Raw genomic sequence first — 14672 nt, 5'->3', positions numbered from 1 at the left:
TCCGAGAGCCTCACCGGGACGGGACGAGTGGCCATGGCGTCGGCCGACGCGGAAGAGCCGTCGACGCAGGAGCTGATTCGCCGCAGGGGGGCGGGCCGGGTTCATCGGCCGCCGCGGTGAACTGGCGGCGTTCAGGGAGAACTTCGACGTGGCGCCCGCGGACCCGCGCCACCGCTTCCTCTTCCACGTCCACGTCCACGGCAACGCGGGCGTCGGAGGAGTTCCCGGTCTGGAGCGACTACGGACTGGCGCTCGGCGCGGCCGCGCTGGGCGACCGGGCCGCCGCGGACGCCCGCCTCGACCGTCTTCCCGGACCGGCCCTCGTGGATCTGGAGTGGGACGACCTCGCCGAGATGGTGGTGTTCATGACCGCGCTCCTGAGGGCCCCGAGCGTGGACCGTACGCGCCTCGCCCCGCGCCTCGCCCGTCTCACCGCGGCCCGGGACGCCTTCCGGGACCGTTGCACCGGAACCACCGGAACCACCGGAACCACCGGAAACCCCGGAATCGGCCATTCCGTAACAACTGCCCCAGCAGCCTCCGTAGCGACTGCGAAGCTCCCGTGAACGTCGTTCAAATGCGACCTCAGGGGCCACTCTTCACATTCCACTTCGGGCCTGAACCGATCGTTCCCGGTCGATTACAGTGCTGCGAAGTCGCAACCGGTCGAGGCGCGTCGAGGCACGTCACCGCACGGAGGGAGGCCCGCGTGGGTACCGCAGCAGCCACCGGTGTCTGGGGCCGCGCCGAGCAGCAGGACTTCCGGAGCCGGGTGCGCGGCACGCTCCTCGGGGCCGCCGTGGGCGACGCGCTGGGCGCTCCCCTCGACGGGCTCTCGCTCGACGCGATCCGCGAGGCCCACGGAGCGGAGGGCCTGACCGAGCCCGCCCCGGCCCACGGCCGCCGCGGCGCCGTCACCGCGGGCACCCAGCTCACCCTCTTCACCGTCGACGGACTCATACGCGCCCAGGTGCGCCGCGACACCGGCGCCTGGCACCCGCCGACCGACCTGCACCGCGCCTACCGCCGCTGGGCCGCGACGCAGAGCGACTGGGGCCCGGACGAGCGGCGCAAGGAGGACGGCTGGCTGGCCCGCGAGGAGTGGCTGTACTCGCGGCGGAGTCCGTCCCGCGCCTGCCTGACGGGGCTCGGTGACGATGTCATGGGCACCCTCGACGCCCCCAAGAACCCGGACGAGCGCGGCGCCGAGGCCGCCGTCAGGTCCGCGCCGTTCGGTCTCCTCGTCGGCTGGGAGCCGCAGCTCGTCCTGCAGCTCGCCGTCGAGTGCGCCGTCCAGACGCACGGCCACCCCACCGCCCACCTCGCGGCGGCCGCCCACACGGTCATCGTGCACGGCCTGGCCCGCGGGGAGTCCCTGGACGGCGCGATCCAGCGGTGCCTGGCCCTGCTCGCGACGCGACCGGGGCACAAGACCGTCACGGACGCGCTCCGGCACGCGCTGGGGGCCGTGCGGCAGGGCATGCCCACGCCGACGCGCGTGGAGGAGCTCATCGGCGACGGTACGGCGGAGGGGGTCCTGGCCGGGGCCGTGTACTGCGCCCTCGTCTGCGAGGACATCCGGCACGGGCTGCGGCTCGCCGTGAACCACGGCGGGGCGTCGGCGGCCTGCGGCGCGCTGTGCGGGGCGCTGCTCGGCGCGCTGCACGGGGAGACCGTGCTGCCGCCGGGGTGGGTGACCGGGCTGGAGGGGCGCCCCACGATCCTGGAGCTGGCGGACGACTTCGCCATGGAGATGACGCAGGGGCCCGCGCTGCACGGCCCCGCGCTCTCGTCGCCGGGATGGCTGGCCCGCTACCCGCGGGCGTGACCGGCGGCGCCTATGCCGTGGGGGACGCCACCGCGAACGTGCGGCTCAGGAGGTCGTGGAGGGTGGCGCGCTCGGCGTCGTCCAACGCGTCCAGGCCGGCCATCGTGGCGTGCATGTTGGCGCGGATCGCGTCGACGGCCCGCTCGCCCTCGGGGGTGAGCACGACGTTCTTGACGCGGCGGTCGGTGGGGCTCGGCTCCCGGTGGACCAGGCCGCGCTTCTCCAGGCGGTCGATGATCCCGGTGATGTTGGAGGCGTCGCAGGACAGCGTCCGGGCGAGGACCCGCATCGCGGCGGGCCCCTGGCGCAGCACGCTCAGCGTCTTGCCCTGGCTCGCGGTGAGGTTCTCGGCCGCCGCGGCCTCCGTGAAGTCCGCGTAGTAGGCACGGAGCGACACCGCGAGAAGCTCCATGAGCCCGGCCTTGTCGCCGCTCGGTGTTCCAGACATGTGAGCCACCTTACGCCATAAAACTTGACGATCTCAAATATTGAGGCTTACCTTCTATCAAGTTACTTGAAGTACTCAAGTATCGAGGTCTTCAAGTATCGGGGCCTCACACAGTTGAGCAGCTGGAGAAGAAACCACCGTGTCCCACGCACAGCCGCACGCGGCCCCGCCGAAACCCACCGGACAGACCGCCGTCGTCCTGGTGCTCGGGCTCGCCGCCATGGTCGTCTCGATGATGCAGACCCTGGTCGTGCCGATCCTGTCGATCATCCAGAACGAGCTGGACGCCACCACCGCGGGCGTCAGCTGGGTGACCACCGCCACCCTGCTCTCGGCCGCCGTCTTCACCCCGCTGCTCGGCCGCTTCGGCGACCAGCACGGCAAGAAGCCCACCCTCGTCGGCGTGCTGCTCGTGATGATCGCGGGCTCCGTGCTCGCCGCCACCACGACCTCACTGACCTGGCTGATCGTCGGCCGGATCATGCAGGGCGCGGCCACCGCGATCTTCCCGCTCGCGCTCTCCGTGCTCCGCGAGGAGATCAGGCCCGCCAAGCTCCACGGCGCCATGGCGCTGGTCAGCGGCACCCTCGCGTTCGGCAGCGGCCTCGCCCTGGTGGGCGCGGGCCTGCTCACCCAGGGCTCCGACCCCGACTACCACCGGGTGTTCTGGCTCGCGGTCGTGCTCGCCGTGGTCGCCCTCGTCGGCGTGATCCTCGTCGTCCCCGCCTCGCGCTCCAAGACCGGCGGCCGCACCGACTGGCTCGGCGCCGGCACGCTCGCGCTGCTCCTCGTCCTGCTGCTCCTGCCGATCTCGCAGGGCCACGAGTGGGGCTGGACCTCGGGCCGCACCCTCGGCTCCTTCGCGGGCGCCGTCGTCATGGCGGGCGTGTGGGTCCTGACCGAACTGCGGGTCAAGGAGCCGATGGTGGACATGAAGATGTTCGCCCACCGCCCGGTCCTCTTCACCAACCTGGCCGGACTGCTGCTCGGTTTCGCGATGTTCGCCCAGTTCATCGGCGTCTCGTACCTCGTGCAGATGCCCGAGGACGTCGCCGGGTACGGCTTCGGCGCCTCGGTGCTCGGCGCCTCCGTCGTCTACCTGCTGCCCACCACGGTCGTCTCGCTCCTCGGCGCCCAGTTCGGCGGCATCCTGGTCCGCCGGATCGGCGCACGCGTCACGCTCGCGGCCGGTGCCGCCTTCGGCGTGGTCGGTTTCGCCTGGCTGACCCTGGCGCACGACACCAGCGCCTCGGTCATCGGCGCGGGCATGGTCATCGGCCTCGCCATCAGCTTCGGATACGCGTCGATGCCCGCGCTCATCGTCGCCAGCGTCCCCGCCCACCAGACGGGCATCGCCAACGGCATCAACTCGATCTCCCGCTCGGTGGGCAGCGCCGTCGCGAGCGCGATGATCACCTCGCTGCTCGCGTCGAAGACGATTCCGTTGCCGGCGGGCATGCCGGCGCTGCCGCAGGAGAGCCAGTTCACCCTGAGCTTCGCCATCGCGGGCGGCGCGTTCGTCCTCGTCGTCGCCGTGGCCCTGGTAGGCCTCACGGCCCGGCACGCCCCGCGCACGCACCAGCCCTCGGTGACCCCGCCCGTCCCGGAGCGGGTGGGAGCCCCGTAACGGGCGCGGCGTCCGAGCCCCGTAGGGGCGCAGCCCCCGCGCCCCTGAAGGGGTACCCCCCACACCCCTACGGGGTCACCGCGTCGTCCTGCGGCCGCGAAGGAGTGGGCACAACGGCTCCGACGGAGCCGTCGTCGTCCGTGTTGATCCGCTCGATGAGCGCGTCCCGCTCCGGGGTGTCCTCCGGCTTCACGCGGCCGATGAGGATGTAGAGGACGAGGGAGACGGCCAGCGGGATCGACACCTGGTACTGCAGCGCGACACCGCCCTCGATCGCGTCGTCGATCGGGTAGTTGACCAGGTAGAAGGCGAAGAGCCCGGCCGCCCAGCTGGTCAGCGCCGCGGTCGGCCCGGACTTCCGGAACGTACGCAGCAGGCCCAGCATCATCGGGATCGCGATCGGCCCCATCAGACCGGCGACCCATTTGATGACGACCGTGATGATGTCCTTGAAGGTGGGGGAGTTGACCTGCGTCGCCACCGCCATGGACAGACCGAGGAAGACCACCGTGGTGAGGCGGGCCGCGATCAGGCCCTTGCGCTCGGTCCAGGCCCGCGCCCTCGCGGAGAACGCGGGCGCCACGTCCCGGGTGAAGACCGCCGCGATCGCGTTGGCGTCGGAGGAGCACATGGCCATGGTGTGCGAGAAGAAGCCGACGATGACCAGGCCCAACAGGCCGTGCGGCAGCAGCTGTTCGGTCATCAGGGCGTACGCGTCCGAACCGTCGGGCTTCTTCGCGTCGACGAGGAGCGGCGACATCCACATGGGGAAGAAGAGGACGACGGGCCAGACCAGCCACAGGGCCGCGGAGAGCTTCGCGGAGCGCGCGGCCTCCTTGGCGTTGGCGGTCGCCATGTAGCGCTGCGCCTGGTTGAGCATGCCGCCGTTGTACTCGAAGAGCTTGATGAACAGGAAAGCGAGCAGGAAGACCGTGCCGTAAGGACCGACCAGCGGCTTGCCGTGGCCCGCGAGCTCGGGTTCGTCCCAGACGCCGAAGAACCCGCCGTGCGGCCCGAGTTCGGCGACGACCGCCACGAACATGGCGATGCCCGCGAGCAGCTGGATGATGAACTGCCCCAGCTCGGTCAGCGCGTCGGCCCAGAGGCCGCCGATGGTGCAGTAGATCGCCGTGATGACGCCGGTGACGAGGATGCCCTGGTTGAGGGAGACGCCGGTGAAGACGGACAGGAGGGTGGCGATCGCCGCCCACTTGGCGCCCACGTCCACGATCTTCAGGAGCATGCCCGACCACGCGAGGGCCTGCTGGGTGGGCAGGTTGTAGCGGTTCTTCAGGTACTCGAGCGGCGAGGCCACGTGCAGGCGTGAGCGCAGCCGGTTGATGCGGGGGGCGAAGAGCCGGGCGCCGATGGCGATGCCGAGCGCGATGGGGAAGGACCAGGTGACGAAGGACGTCACGCCGTAGGTGTACGCGATGCCCGCGTACCCGGTGAACATCACCGCGCTGTAGCCCGACATGTGGTGCGAGATGCCGGACAGCCACCACGGCATCTTCCCGCCGGCCGTGAAGAAGTCGCTGACGTTGTCGACCCGCTTGTGGGACCACACGCCGATCGCGATCATCACGCCGAAGTAGCCGATGAGCACCGCCCAGTCGAGACTGTTCATATGGCCCTCCAGGGGTCCGCCTGGTGAACGGGCCGATGGGGACGAGAGCGGCCCAGAAGTGCCCGCTCATCGTGGGTTCGGGCGCACGTCGGAGACAACCTGTCGCTAGGTCAAGAGCACGTAAAATCGTTCTGTTTGCTGACCTTCGTTCACATACTTGACTACTAGGGGAAGGCGCCCGAACGCACGAAAGCCGTACGGGAGTTGTCTCCCGTACGGCCTTCCCGCACCCGCGCGGTGGCGGCTACCGCATGATCTCCCCGGCGTTGACCAGCAGCGACTGGCCCGTGATCGACCGCGCCCGGTCCGAGGCGAGGAACACCACCGCGTCCGCCACGTCCCCGTCCGTGGCCAGCTCCGGCAGCGCCATGCGCGCCGCGAGGCGGTCCCGCACCTCGTCCTCCGGTACGCCCTCGGTGTGCGCGGTGAACTGGACGTACGCCTCGACCGGCGGACCCCACATCCAGCCCGGCAGCACGGTGTTGACGCGGATCCGGTCCGGGCCGAGCTCGTGCGCCAGCGAGTACATCGCCGAGGTCAGCGCCCCCTTCGACGCCCCGTACGCCGCCTGGCGCACCTGTGAGGGCGCCGCGATCGCCGACTGCGTGCCGATGAACACCACCGAACCGCCGGCCCGCTCCCTGAGCGCGGGCAGGCAGGCACGCGTCATGCGCAGGGTGCCGAGGAGATTGACGTTGACGACCTGCTCCCAGGTGGCGAAGTCCGCGTCCTCCAGGCCGCCGAAGTAGCTGTCCCAGGCGGCGACATGGACGACCGCGTCGATCCCGCCGAAGCGTTCCCGTGCCAGCTCCGCGAGGGCCTCGCACTGTCGCTCGTCGGTGATGTCGGTGGTCCTGTAGGCGGCGCGGGCGCCCCCGGGGTCGATCTCGGCGGCCGTCTTCGCGAGGTTCGCCTCCGTGCGCGCCCCGAGCACGGCGTTGCCGCCGTCGCGCACGACGGCCGCCGCGACCTGATGTCCGAGCCCGGCGCCGACGCCCGAGACGACGACGGTCTTTCCCTCGAGGAGCGACGACGGCATGGGGCGCCTCCCGGCTCTGGCAGTTTTGCTGACGGGGCGTCAGGGTATGGGCGTGCATCGGAGGAAGGAAGGGGAGAGACGTGAGTGATGACCCCGGCGCGGGCGCCCGCGAGGACACCCGGCAGAGCGCTCCTCAGGACACCCGGAGCGACGTCTACGCCGAGCTGGCCGCCGTCGGCCCCTACGGCGTCCACCCGGGCCACGCCCTGATCACCATGGTCGAGCCGCACCCGGGCCACGAGTTCGCGTACAACCGCTGGTACGAGGACGACCACTACTACGCGGGCGCGATGGCCATGCCCTGGATGTACGCGGGGCGCCGCTGGGTGGCCACCCGCGACCTCCAGCTCCTGCGCTACCCCGACAAGTCCGCCGTCGCCGAACCGGTCACGGCGGGGTGCTACCTCTCCACGTACTGGGTGACGGAGGGCCGCTACGACGACCACATGAAGTGGACCGTCGGCATCAACAAGCGCCTCAACCGCGACGGCCGCGTCCACCAGGCCCGCACCCACGTCTTCACCGCCTTCCAGGACCACGAGGCGACCGTCTACCGGGACGGCGCCGCGGGCCCCCGCGACTTCCACGCGCTCGACCACCCGTACAAGGGCCTGGTCCTGGAGGTCGTCGACGCCGAGGGCCCGCGACAACGCGGCGAACTCCTCGCATGGCTGCGGGCCCGGCACCTGCCGCGGGTGCTCACCGGCTCGCCCGCCGCCATGGTCACGCTGTTCCGGCCGACACCGCTGCCGGGGGACCGGATGACGTACGTGAAACAGGTCGAGGGCGTGGACACCCGCCTGACGCTGCTGTGGTTCCTCCAGGAGGACCCGCGGGACTGCTGGGAGGCGTACTTCACCGGGCGCGGCGAGGCGGTCGCGCGATCGGGGCTCGGGCGGGTGGAGCTGGTGGCGCCGTTCATCCCCACGGTGCCGGGGACGGACCGGTACGTCGACGCCCTGCGGTGACGCGGGCGGCGCCGGGCACGGCCGAGCCCCCTCGGCCGGGACGGCGGGCCAGTCGAGAGGGCTGCGAACGGTGGTGCCTATGCGGTTGTTCTGCTGCGGTGGTGCCTCTGCTGATGTGCGCTGCGGTCTCACGCGAGGTCGGCAGCCCCCCTGCCCACCTCGCTGATGAACGCGTTCCACGACGCGGCGGGGAAGGCGAGGACCGGACCCTCCACCACCTTCGAGTCGCGCACGGAGATGCCGTGCCGCTCCGGTGACTTCACCTCGACACACGCGCCGTTTCCGGTGGAATAGGAAGACTTGACCCACGTGTGCGAAGTACCCTGCTGAATCGCCATGTCCGCTCCGGTCTTTCCAGTCGTTGAGTTGCTGTCGCCGCATCCCTGCGGTGTGCGCCAACGGTGCTGCTCGATGGCGTGAATGACGCTACTCGCCAACATCGTGGCGTGAAGGGACCGTTCACTCGACCGGATGGCATATTCCAGTGGGGGGTTACGCGGCGGCGCGACGAGGGTGTACCGTGCGGCGCTTCGTTCGGCGGACGTCGTCTTTCAGCGGACACAGCCCTTCAGCGGGCGTAGTCCTTGGCGATGTCCGCGATCAGCTGCCTGGACTGCTCGACGTTCAGCGCCTGCGCCCGCAGGTGTTCGTACATGACGCTGTACTGCTGCACGTCGTTCGCCTTCTCCAGGTACAGGTCGCTGGTGACGCCCTCGATGTAGACCACGCTGGAATCGGCCGCGTCGGGGAACTCCAGGATCGCGTACTGACCGTTGAGCCCCGGGTGAGCGCCCATCTCGAAGGGGATCACCTGGACCGTCACGTGCGGCAGCTGGGACTGCTCGACGAGGTGCTCCAGCTGGTCGCGCATCAGATGCCGGGAGCCGACGACGCGGCGCAGCGCGGACTCGTCGAGGACGGTCCACAGCCGCAGCGGCAGATCCGGCGCCGAGATGCGGTCCTGCCGGCGCATGCGCACCTGGACGCGCTTCTCGATGTCCGTCGGCGTGGTCTCCGGGAGCGCGCCGGTGATCAGCGCCTCCGCGTACGCCCGGGTCTGCAGGAGACCGGGGACGACCTGCGGGTCGTACACGCGCAGGGACGCGGCGTCCGTCTCCAGGCCGATGTAGACGCTGTAGGGGATGTCGCCGAAGGAGTGCCACCAGCCCTGCTGGCGCGAGTCCTTGGCCATTTGCATGAGCGAGTCGACGACGCGGTGGTCCTCGACCTCGTAGACGCCGCACAGATCGCGCACGTCGCGCTGGCTGATCGAACGGCGGCCGTTCTCCAGGCGGCTGATCTTCGACTGCGAGACGAGCAGTCGCTCGGCGACCTCCTCGGCCGTCATGCCCTTGAGTTCACGGAGCCGGCGGAGCTCCTGGCCCAACCGGCGTCGCCTGACGGTGGGATTGACATTGGACGCCACGGGACGTGCACCTCCGGCTTGCATTCCTCTACTTTGCGTATCTACTGCTCAGCAGAGTGCCACCAACGTGGTCGGCACCGCTGGGAAACAGCGGATGTGCGAACGTGAGGCGGCCGCGCGGGGCGGTGGAACCGGGTGCCGTCGTCCGGACGGTCCGGTCCCACGCCCCACGCGGCCCAGCGGCTCCCGTACCGGGTCTGGGGACTGCGGCGCGGCGCTGGTGCGGTGGTGCTGAGCGGTGGTGCTGAGTGGTTGCGCGGTGGTGCTGAGCGGTCGCGCGACGGTGGTGCGCGGTCGCGCGGTGATGGTGCGCGTTGACGATGTGGTGCTGAGCCGTGCCGGGTGTGAGCGGTGTGCGTGCTCAGTGGGCGACGGCGCGTGCCATGGATCCTCGGCGTGGCTGCATCGGCACCCCGCCGGGGTCCGCTGTCGCCCTCGCCGGCTGCCTGCCACCGCCCGGTCCCGCGGGACCCGCCGGTGCGGCGCTGCGTCGCGGCTGGGCCGCCACGCCGTTCTGGACGTCCATCACGGCGTGCGCCACGAGGCCGCCCATGGGGTCGTGCCTGATCAGGTCCCGGAGCCGGGAGCGCGATGAACGCCCCTCGTTCCCGGGGTACAGATGCTTGCCGAGACCGACCGCGTGGGCCAGGGCGGCGAGCGCCGCGGTCCGCGGATCCGGCGGTACACCGGTGCGGATCGCCGAATCGAGCCGGGACCTGATCTCCCGGCTGATGGCCGTCTCCGTCGCTTGGTAGCGAGTCGTCGGCAGCACCCCGCACATCTGTCCCGCCACGGCATGAACCATGCCGCACCGCTCCAGGTGCGAGAGGTACGTCTGGCGGAGCCCCAGTCGGGGCCCGCCGATCCAGTGGACCGCCCGGACCGGACTGCCGCGCCTGCGCAGCAGTTCCAGTGCGGAGTCCAGAGTCGGATCTCCGGTCGGCCGTGGCATCACCACGGCGATACGATCCCCGTCTGGGGCTATCCGTCCGGCCAGCGCCAGCTCCACTAGCTGTGCTCCGGCCAGACCGAGGTCGAGCGACTGCGGCTGCGCTGTGGTACCCGTGGCCGGGTCCAAAGCGAGCAGCAGAAGCTCCTCCGGAATTGTTCTGCGGCTCCTGCCCATCCATGCCTCCCCGCGTGGATGAATGACAGGGTGACCCCTCTCACATTGGTCTGTCGAGAGCGCGTGGTCGGGATGTACGGGAACCAGCAGGTATGTCGTTCTCGTCTACCACGGGGGTTAAGCCCTCACACAGGACACTGGTACACGGTTCGGACAGAGGCTGTCCGACCGGATTTGGCGCACGGTCAGCACACGGCAAGCATCAGTATCGGCAAACGGCATGGCGTACGAGGAGGCATCGGTGGCGGGCGAGACCCCCGACAGATCGAAGCAGCGGAAGTCGTCGGGGAATCCGACCCCGGAGGAGACCTCCGGGCCGGCGCCGGAGGAACGCGACCCGCGTCTCGCGATCACACGCGAGACGCCGCAGGTGCGGGACGAGGTCCCGGAGGACCGGGCGACCGCCGTCTTCTCGACGAAGGACGTCGCCGAGGCGGCGGACGGTTCCGACGGCACCGACGGTTCCGACGAGGCGGATTCCGACACGGAGGACGCGCCCGGAACGGACACACCGGAGGCGGACGCACCGGAGGCGGGCGCGCCCAAGGCCGAGGCCAATGGGGACGCGCGGCTGCGGAACGCGGTGGCGGCGTGGGTCGCGACGTCGGACGACCCGGGGTCGGAGTCGGAGCCGGAGCCGGAGTCGGAGCCGGAGACCGACTCCGAGGCGAAGTCCGCGTCGAAGTCCGAGCCGAAGTCGGAAGCGGCGGACAAGCCCGTTGCTTCGGACAAGCCCGACGCGTCGGACAAGGCCGAAGCTGCCGACGAGGCCGAGCCCGAGCCCGAGGCCGCCGACGACGAGCCCGCGGCTCCCGCGGAGCCGAAGCCCAAGGCGGAGTCCGAAGCCGGCCCCGAGCCGGAGACCGAGCCCGAGCCCGAGGCCTCCGCCGAGGACGACCCGGCCCAGGCCGACGCGGATGACGCCGACACCGACGCCGACGTCAAGACCACCGGTGTCGATCAGGCCACCGCCGTCTTCAAGGCGCCGAAGGTGCCGAAGGCCGCGGGCAAGGACGTCGACCAGCCCACCACCATGCTCAAGCTGGGCGAAGGCGCAAAGGGAACTGCAAAGCCCGAGGCCGACGCCGAGCGGACGAGTAAGTTCGTCGCGCTGAAGCCGCTCGACGAGCCGAAGGCCAAGCCCGGGCCGAAGTCCGAGCCGAAGCCCGCGTCGAAGCCGGGCCCGAAGGCCGAGCCCGCGGCGCAGCCCAAGAGCCCCGCACCCAAGGCCCCGCAGGCCAAGGCGTTCCCCGCGGCCCCCGCGGGCCCCGCCGTCCCGCCGCCGGTGGAGCGCACCACGCAGCAGCCGCTGCCGCCGAAGCCGCCGATCGACCTGCTCGCCGAGCTGACCAACACCCCGCCGCCGCCCGAGACCCCGGTCCGCACTGCCGTGCGCCGGGTCAAGATCTGGACGCCGCTGGTCCTGCTCCTGCTGGTCGTCTTTGCAGTCGTACAGGTCGTACGGCCGCTCCCGACGCCCACCCTGCAGCTCACCGCGCAGGAGACCGTGAAGTTCGAGGGCGGCAAGCCGGACGTGCCGTGGCCTGCCGACGGCCAGGCCGCGATGGACGTCAACGGCATCGGCACGTTCGGTACGTCGGGTGAGCAGAAGCCCGTGCCGATCGCGAGCATCGCCAAGGTCATGACGGTCTACCTGATCCTGCGGGACCACCCGCTGGAGAAGGGCAAGGACGGCCCGAAGATCCCCGTCGACGCCGCGGCCCAGAAGCACTACGAGACCGGCAAGCCGGCCAACGAGTCCGTCGTCAAGGTCACCGAGGGCCAGAAGATCACCGAGTACGAGGCGCTGCAGGCGGTCATGCTTCCGTCGGCGAACAACATCGCCAAGCTGCTCGCACGCTGGGACACCAAGAGCGGCTCCGAGGACGCGTTCGTCGAGAAGATGAACAAGACCGCCAAGGAGCTGGGGATGAAGAACACCCACTACACGGACCCCAGCGGCCTGGACAAGACGACCGTGTCGACCGCCGAGGACCTGGTGAAGCTCGGCCGCGCGGCCATGGAGAACCCCGTCTTCAACGAGATCTCCCGCCAGCCGAGCTACACGGACCTCAACGGCGACAAGCAGACGAACTTCTTCAAGCTCGTCCCGACCGTCGCCATCGGCATCAAGACCGGCACCACCACCGCGGCCGGCGGCAACATCCTCTTCGCCGCGGAGAAGAAGGTCGGCGGCGAGACGCAGACGATCATCGGCGCCGCCCTCGGCCAGTACGGCAGCAACGGCGTCGCCAACATCGACAAGGTCACCGACGTCACCAAGAAGCTGATCGCGTCCGGGCAGGATGCCCTCACGGCCAAGACGATCGTGAAGAAGGGCGACGTCGTCGGCCAGGTGGACGACGGTCTCGGCGGCACGACTCCGGTCGTCGCCACGAAGGACGTCTCCGCGGTCGGCTGGTCGGGTCTGACGGTGAAGCTGGAGCTCGACGACATCAAGGGCAAGACCATCCCGAACACGGCGAAGGCGGGCACCGAGGTCGGTGTGCTGCACGTCGGCGACGGCAAGGGTGATGCCGTCGAGGTGCCGGTGGCGCTGCAGAAGGACCTCAGTGAACCGGGCTTCGGCGCCAAGCTGACCCGGGTCGGCTGAGCCCCGCGATGGGGAGGCCCGCCGCGGGCCTCCCCTCGCGCGTGCGTGCTAGCGTCACCATCTCGGGGACCCGGGGTACTCCGGAAACATGGACGACACGGGGAGAGCCTCCAGTGGCAACAGCGGAGCCGACGCGCGCCGACGACGCCGCCGCATCCGACACGGGCGACGGCCCCCGCACCGGTGGGCGGGTCAAGCTGCCGGCCCAGCGCCGCACACCCGAGAGCGGGCCCGCGGATCCGTGGCAGAAGCGCTTCCTGCGCCATCCGGTGACGATCACGACGGCGGTCGCCGCCGTGCTGCACGTCGTCTGGTTCCTCGTCTTCGCCAACAGCGGCGGCGACCTCGCGGCGCAGGACGCCTGGGCCGAGTTCGTCGGGCGGCACCCGGCGTCGGCGTACAACCTCGGCTGGTACGGCGGCATGCACCCGGTGTCGTACAGCGTGATCTCGCCGTACCTCATGTCGGTGCTCGGCGTGCGGACCACGATGATGATCGCGGGCACCGTCTCCGCGGCGCTGCTCACGATGATCCTCATGCGCAGCCGCGCGGTGAAGGGCCTGCTGTGGCCGACCGTGGCGGGCGTGTTCGCGCTGCTCGCCAACGCGGTGTCGGGGCGCGTGACCTACGGCCTCGGCCAGATGTTCGCGCTCATGGCCGTCGCCGCCGTCTTCTGCTGGCCGCACCGCTGGCGCTACAAGCGGTGGGCGAAGGCGCTGGTCGCCGCCCCGTTCGCGGCGCTCGCGACGATGGGCAGCCCGGTGGCGGGTCTCTTCGTCGGGCTCGTCGCCGTCGCGCTGTTCCTCAGCAAGCGGTACCCGGGCGCGTACGCGCTGGGTGTCGCGCCCGCCATCGTCGTGGGTCTCTCCGCGTGGCTCTTCCCGTTCTCCGGCACGCAGCCGATGTCGTTCGGCTCGGCGTCGCTGCCGCTGATCGCCGCGGTGATCGTCTACTTCGTCGTGCCGAAGCAGTGGAAGACCGTCCGGATCACCACCGCCGTGTACGCGGCGTTCGTGCTCGGCGTCTGGCTGATCAGCTCGCAGATCGGCTCCAACATCTCGCGTCTCGCGATGTCCTTCGCGGGCGTCGCGCTGATCGCCGCGCTGCCGTACGCGGTGCCGAAGTCCCGTACCTGGTACGTGATCATCGTGGCGTTCGTCGGCTTCACCGGGTGGATCGGCTTCAAGGCCGTCGACGACATCGTGCACACCCGCTCGGACGCCTCCTGGACGCGTGAGGTCGCGCCGCTCGTCAACGAGCTGAAGGAGAAGGGCGCCGCGAAGGGCCGCCTGGAAGTGGTGCCGGCCCGCAGCCACCGCGAGGCGTCCGCGCTCCCCGCGTACGTACAGCTCGCGCGGGGCTGGAACCGGCAGGCCGACATGGAGCGCAACCCGCTCTTCTACGACGACACCCTGAACTCGGCGAACTACCACGAGTGGCTCCAGCGCTGGTCCGTGCATTACGTGGCGCTCCCCAAGGGCGAGCCCGACGGTGACGGCGGCAAGCGTGAGGCGCAGCTCATCACGGACGGCCTGCCGTACCTGAAGAAGGTGTGGGTCGACGACAACTGGCAGCTGTACGAGGTCACCGACCCGCGGCCGCTCGCCGAGCCGAACGCCGTCGTGACGCGTGCCGAGCAGGGCGAGATGACGCTGCGCGTCGACAAGCCGGGCCGCGTCCTGATCCGCATCCCGTACTCGCCGTGGCTGAGCATCGTCGACGAGCACGGCAAGGGCGTGAAGGCGCCGCAGGAGACCGAGGCGTCGAAGCGGCAGCGCGAGCTCAACGAGAGGCGGCCCAAGGTGTACGAGAACCTCAATGGCTGCCTGACCGAGGCGCGGGAGGACCGGGCGGGCGACAAGTGGGTCGAGCTGCTCGCCCCCAAGGCCGGCGTCTACCGCCTCGGCTCGCCCTACCAGCTGCCCCGCGGCACACCTTGCCCGGAGGAGCTCAGCCGCTGACGCGGGTG

At 70.6% G+C, this 14672-nt stretch carries 12 protein-coding genes; 6 read left to right on the top strand and 6 right to left on the bottom strand.

What is annotated here, in order from left to right; all coding sequences use genetic code 11:
* Positions 1-116: 116 nt before the first annotated feature.
* Positions 117-566, top strand: coding sequence for a hypothetical protein (locus AC07DO_RS19585; protein WP_479061133.1), 450 nt, complete (start codon positions 117-119; stop codon positions 564-566).
* Positions 567-709: 143 nt separating this feature from the next.
* A complete protein-coding gene (locus AC07DO_RS19580) occupies positions 710-1828 on the top strand; it encodes an ADP-ribosylglycohydrolase family protein (RefSeq protein ID WP_479061131.1) in 1119 nt (372 codons plus the stop codon).
* Positions 1829-1838: 10 nt separating this feature from the next.
* On the opposite strand, the gene AC07DO_RS19575 is transcribed toward AC07DO_RS19580, so the two are convergent.
* Positions 1839-2276, bottom strand: coding sequence for a MarR family winged helix-turn-helix transcriptional regulator (locus tag AC07DO_RS19575; protein WP_479061129.1), 438 nt, complete (start codon positions 2274-2276; stop codon positions 1839-1841).
* A gap of 139 nt (positions 2277-2415) precedes the next feature.
* Here AC07DO_RS19575 and AC07DO_RS19570 point away from each other — a divergent pair, with 139 nt between their 5' ends.
* Positions 2416-3903, top strand: coding sequence for an MFS transporter (locus tag AC07DO_RS19570; RefSeq protein ID WP_479061127.1), 1488 nt, complete (start codon positions 2416-2418; stop codon positions 3901-3903).
* Positions 3904-3970: 67 nt separating this feature from the next.
* Here AC07DO_RS19570 and AC07DO_RS19565 read toward each other — a convergent pair whose 3' ends face one another.
* Positions 3971-5530, bottom strand: coding sequence for a sodium:solute symporter family protein (locus AC07DO_RS19565; protein WP_479061125.1), 1560 nt, complete (start codon positions 5528-5530; stop codon positions 3971-3973).
* A 244-nt stretch (positions 5531-5774) separates the two neighbouring features.
* A complete protein-coding gene (locus tag AC07DO_RS19560) occupies positions 5775-6569 on the bottom strand; it encodes an SDR family oxidoreductase (protein ID WP_479061123.1) in 795 nt (264 codons plus the stop codon).
* Between the two features lie 80 nt (positions 6570-6649).
* On the opposite strand from AC07DO_RS19560, the gene AC07DO_RS19555 reads away from it, so the two are divergent.
* On the top strand, positions 6650-7537 hold the full coding sequence (locus tag AC07DO_RS19555) for a hypothetical protein (protein WP_479061121.1): 888 nt from the start codon (positions 6650-6652) through the stop codon (positions 7535-7537).
* Positions 7538-7665: 128 nt separating this feature from the next.
* Here the strand turns inward: AC07DO_RS19555 and AC07DO_RS19550 are convergent, their stop codons facing one another.
* The 3 genes from AC07DO_RS19550 to AC07DO_RS19540 form a co-directional block, all read right to left on the bottom strand.
* Entirely contained in the window at positions 7666-7875 is a 210-nt protein-coding gene (locus tag AC07DO_RS19550) for a DUF397 domain-containing protein (RefSeq protein WP_479061119.1), read from the bottom strand.
* 230 nt (positions 7876-8105) lie between these two features.
* Entirely contained in the window at positions 8106-8963 is an 858-nt protein-coding gene (locus tag AC07DO_RS19545) for a helix-turn-helix domain-containing protein (RefSeq protein ID WP_479061117.1), read from the bottom strand.
* Positions 8964-9324: 361 nt separating this feature from the next.
* Complete coding sequence (locus tag AC07DO_RS19540) at positions 9325-10089, bottom strand: GOLPH3/VPS74 family protein (RefSeq protein WP_479061115.1); 765 nt, start codon at positions 10087-10089, stop codon at positions 9325-9327.
* A gap of 220 nt (positions 10090-10309) precedes the next feature.
* Between AC07DO_RS19540 and AC07DO_RS19535 the strand changes: the two genes are divergently transcribed.
* Together AC07DO_RS19535 and AC07DO_RS19530 are read left to right on the top strand one after the other, a co-directional pair.
* Positions 10310-12703: a D-alanyl-D-alanine carboxypeptidase gene (locus AC07DO_RS19535; RefSeq protein ID WP_479061113.1), complete on the top strand. Its 2394-nt coding sequence runs from the start codon at positions 10310-10312 to the stop codon at positions 12701-12703.
* A 113-nt stretch (positions 12704-12816) separates the two neighbouring features.
* Positions 12817-14664 carry an MFS transporter gene (locus AC07DO_RS19530; RefSeq protein ID WP_479061111.1) on the top strand — a complete coding sequence of 616 codons (1848 nt, stop codon included), beginning with the start codon at positions 12817-12819 and terminating at the stop codon, positions 14662-14664.
* Positions 14665-14672 lie beyond the last annotated feature (8 nt).

Source organism: Streptomyces sp. NPDC045678 (assembly GCF_056432085.1).
The sequence above is the reverse complement of the archived record's forward strand: the minus strand, read 5'-3'. Positions and strand labels throughout refer to the sequence as shown.

Excerpts from the sequence above, each read along its gene's own strand:
- AC07DO_RS19575 (WP_479061129.1), bottom strand. The coding sequence starts at position 2,276 with ATGTCTGGAACACCGAGCGGCGACAAGGCCGGGCTCATGGAGCTTCTC.
- AC07DO_RS19565 (WP_479061125.1), bottom strand. The coding sequence starts at position 5,530 with ATGAACAGTCTCGACTGGGCGGTGCTCATCGGCTACTTCGGCGTGATG.
- AC07DO_RS19560 (WP_479061123.1), bottom strand. The coding sequence starts at position 6,569 with ATGCCGTCGTCGCTCCTCGAGGGAAAGACCGTCGTCGTCTCGGGCGTC.
- AC07DO_RS19550 (WP_479061119.1), bottom strand. The coding sequence starts at position 7,875 with ATGGCGATTCAGCAGGGTACTTCGCACACGTGGGTCAAGTCTTCCTAT.
- AC07DO_RS19540 (WP_479061115.1), bottom strand. The coding sequence starts at position 10,089 with ATGGGCAGGAGCCGCAGAACAATTCCGGAGGAGCTTCTGCTGCTCGCT.
- AC07DO_RS19535 (WP_479061113.1), top strand. The coding sequence starts at position 10,310 with ATGGCGTACGAGGAGGCATCGGTGGCGGGCGAGACCCCCGACAGATCG.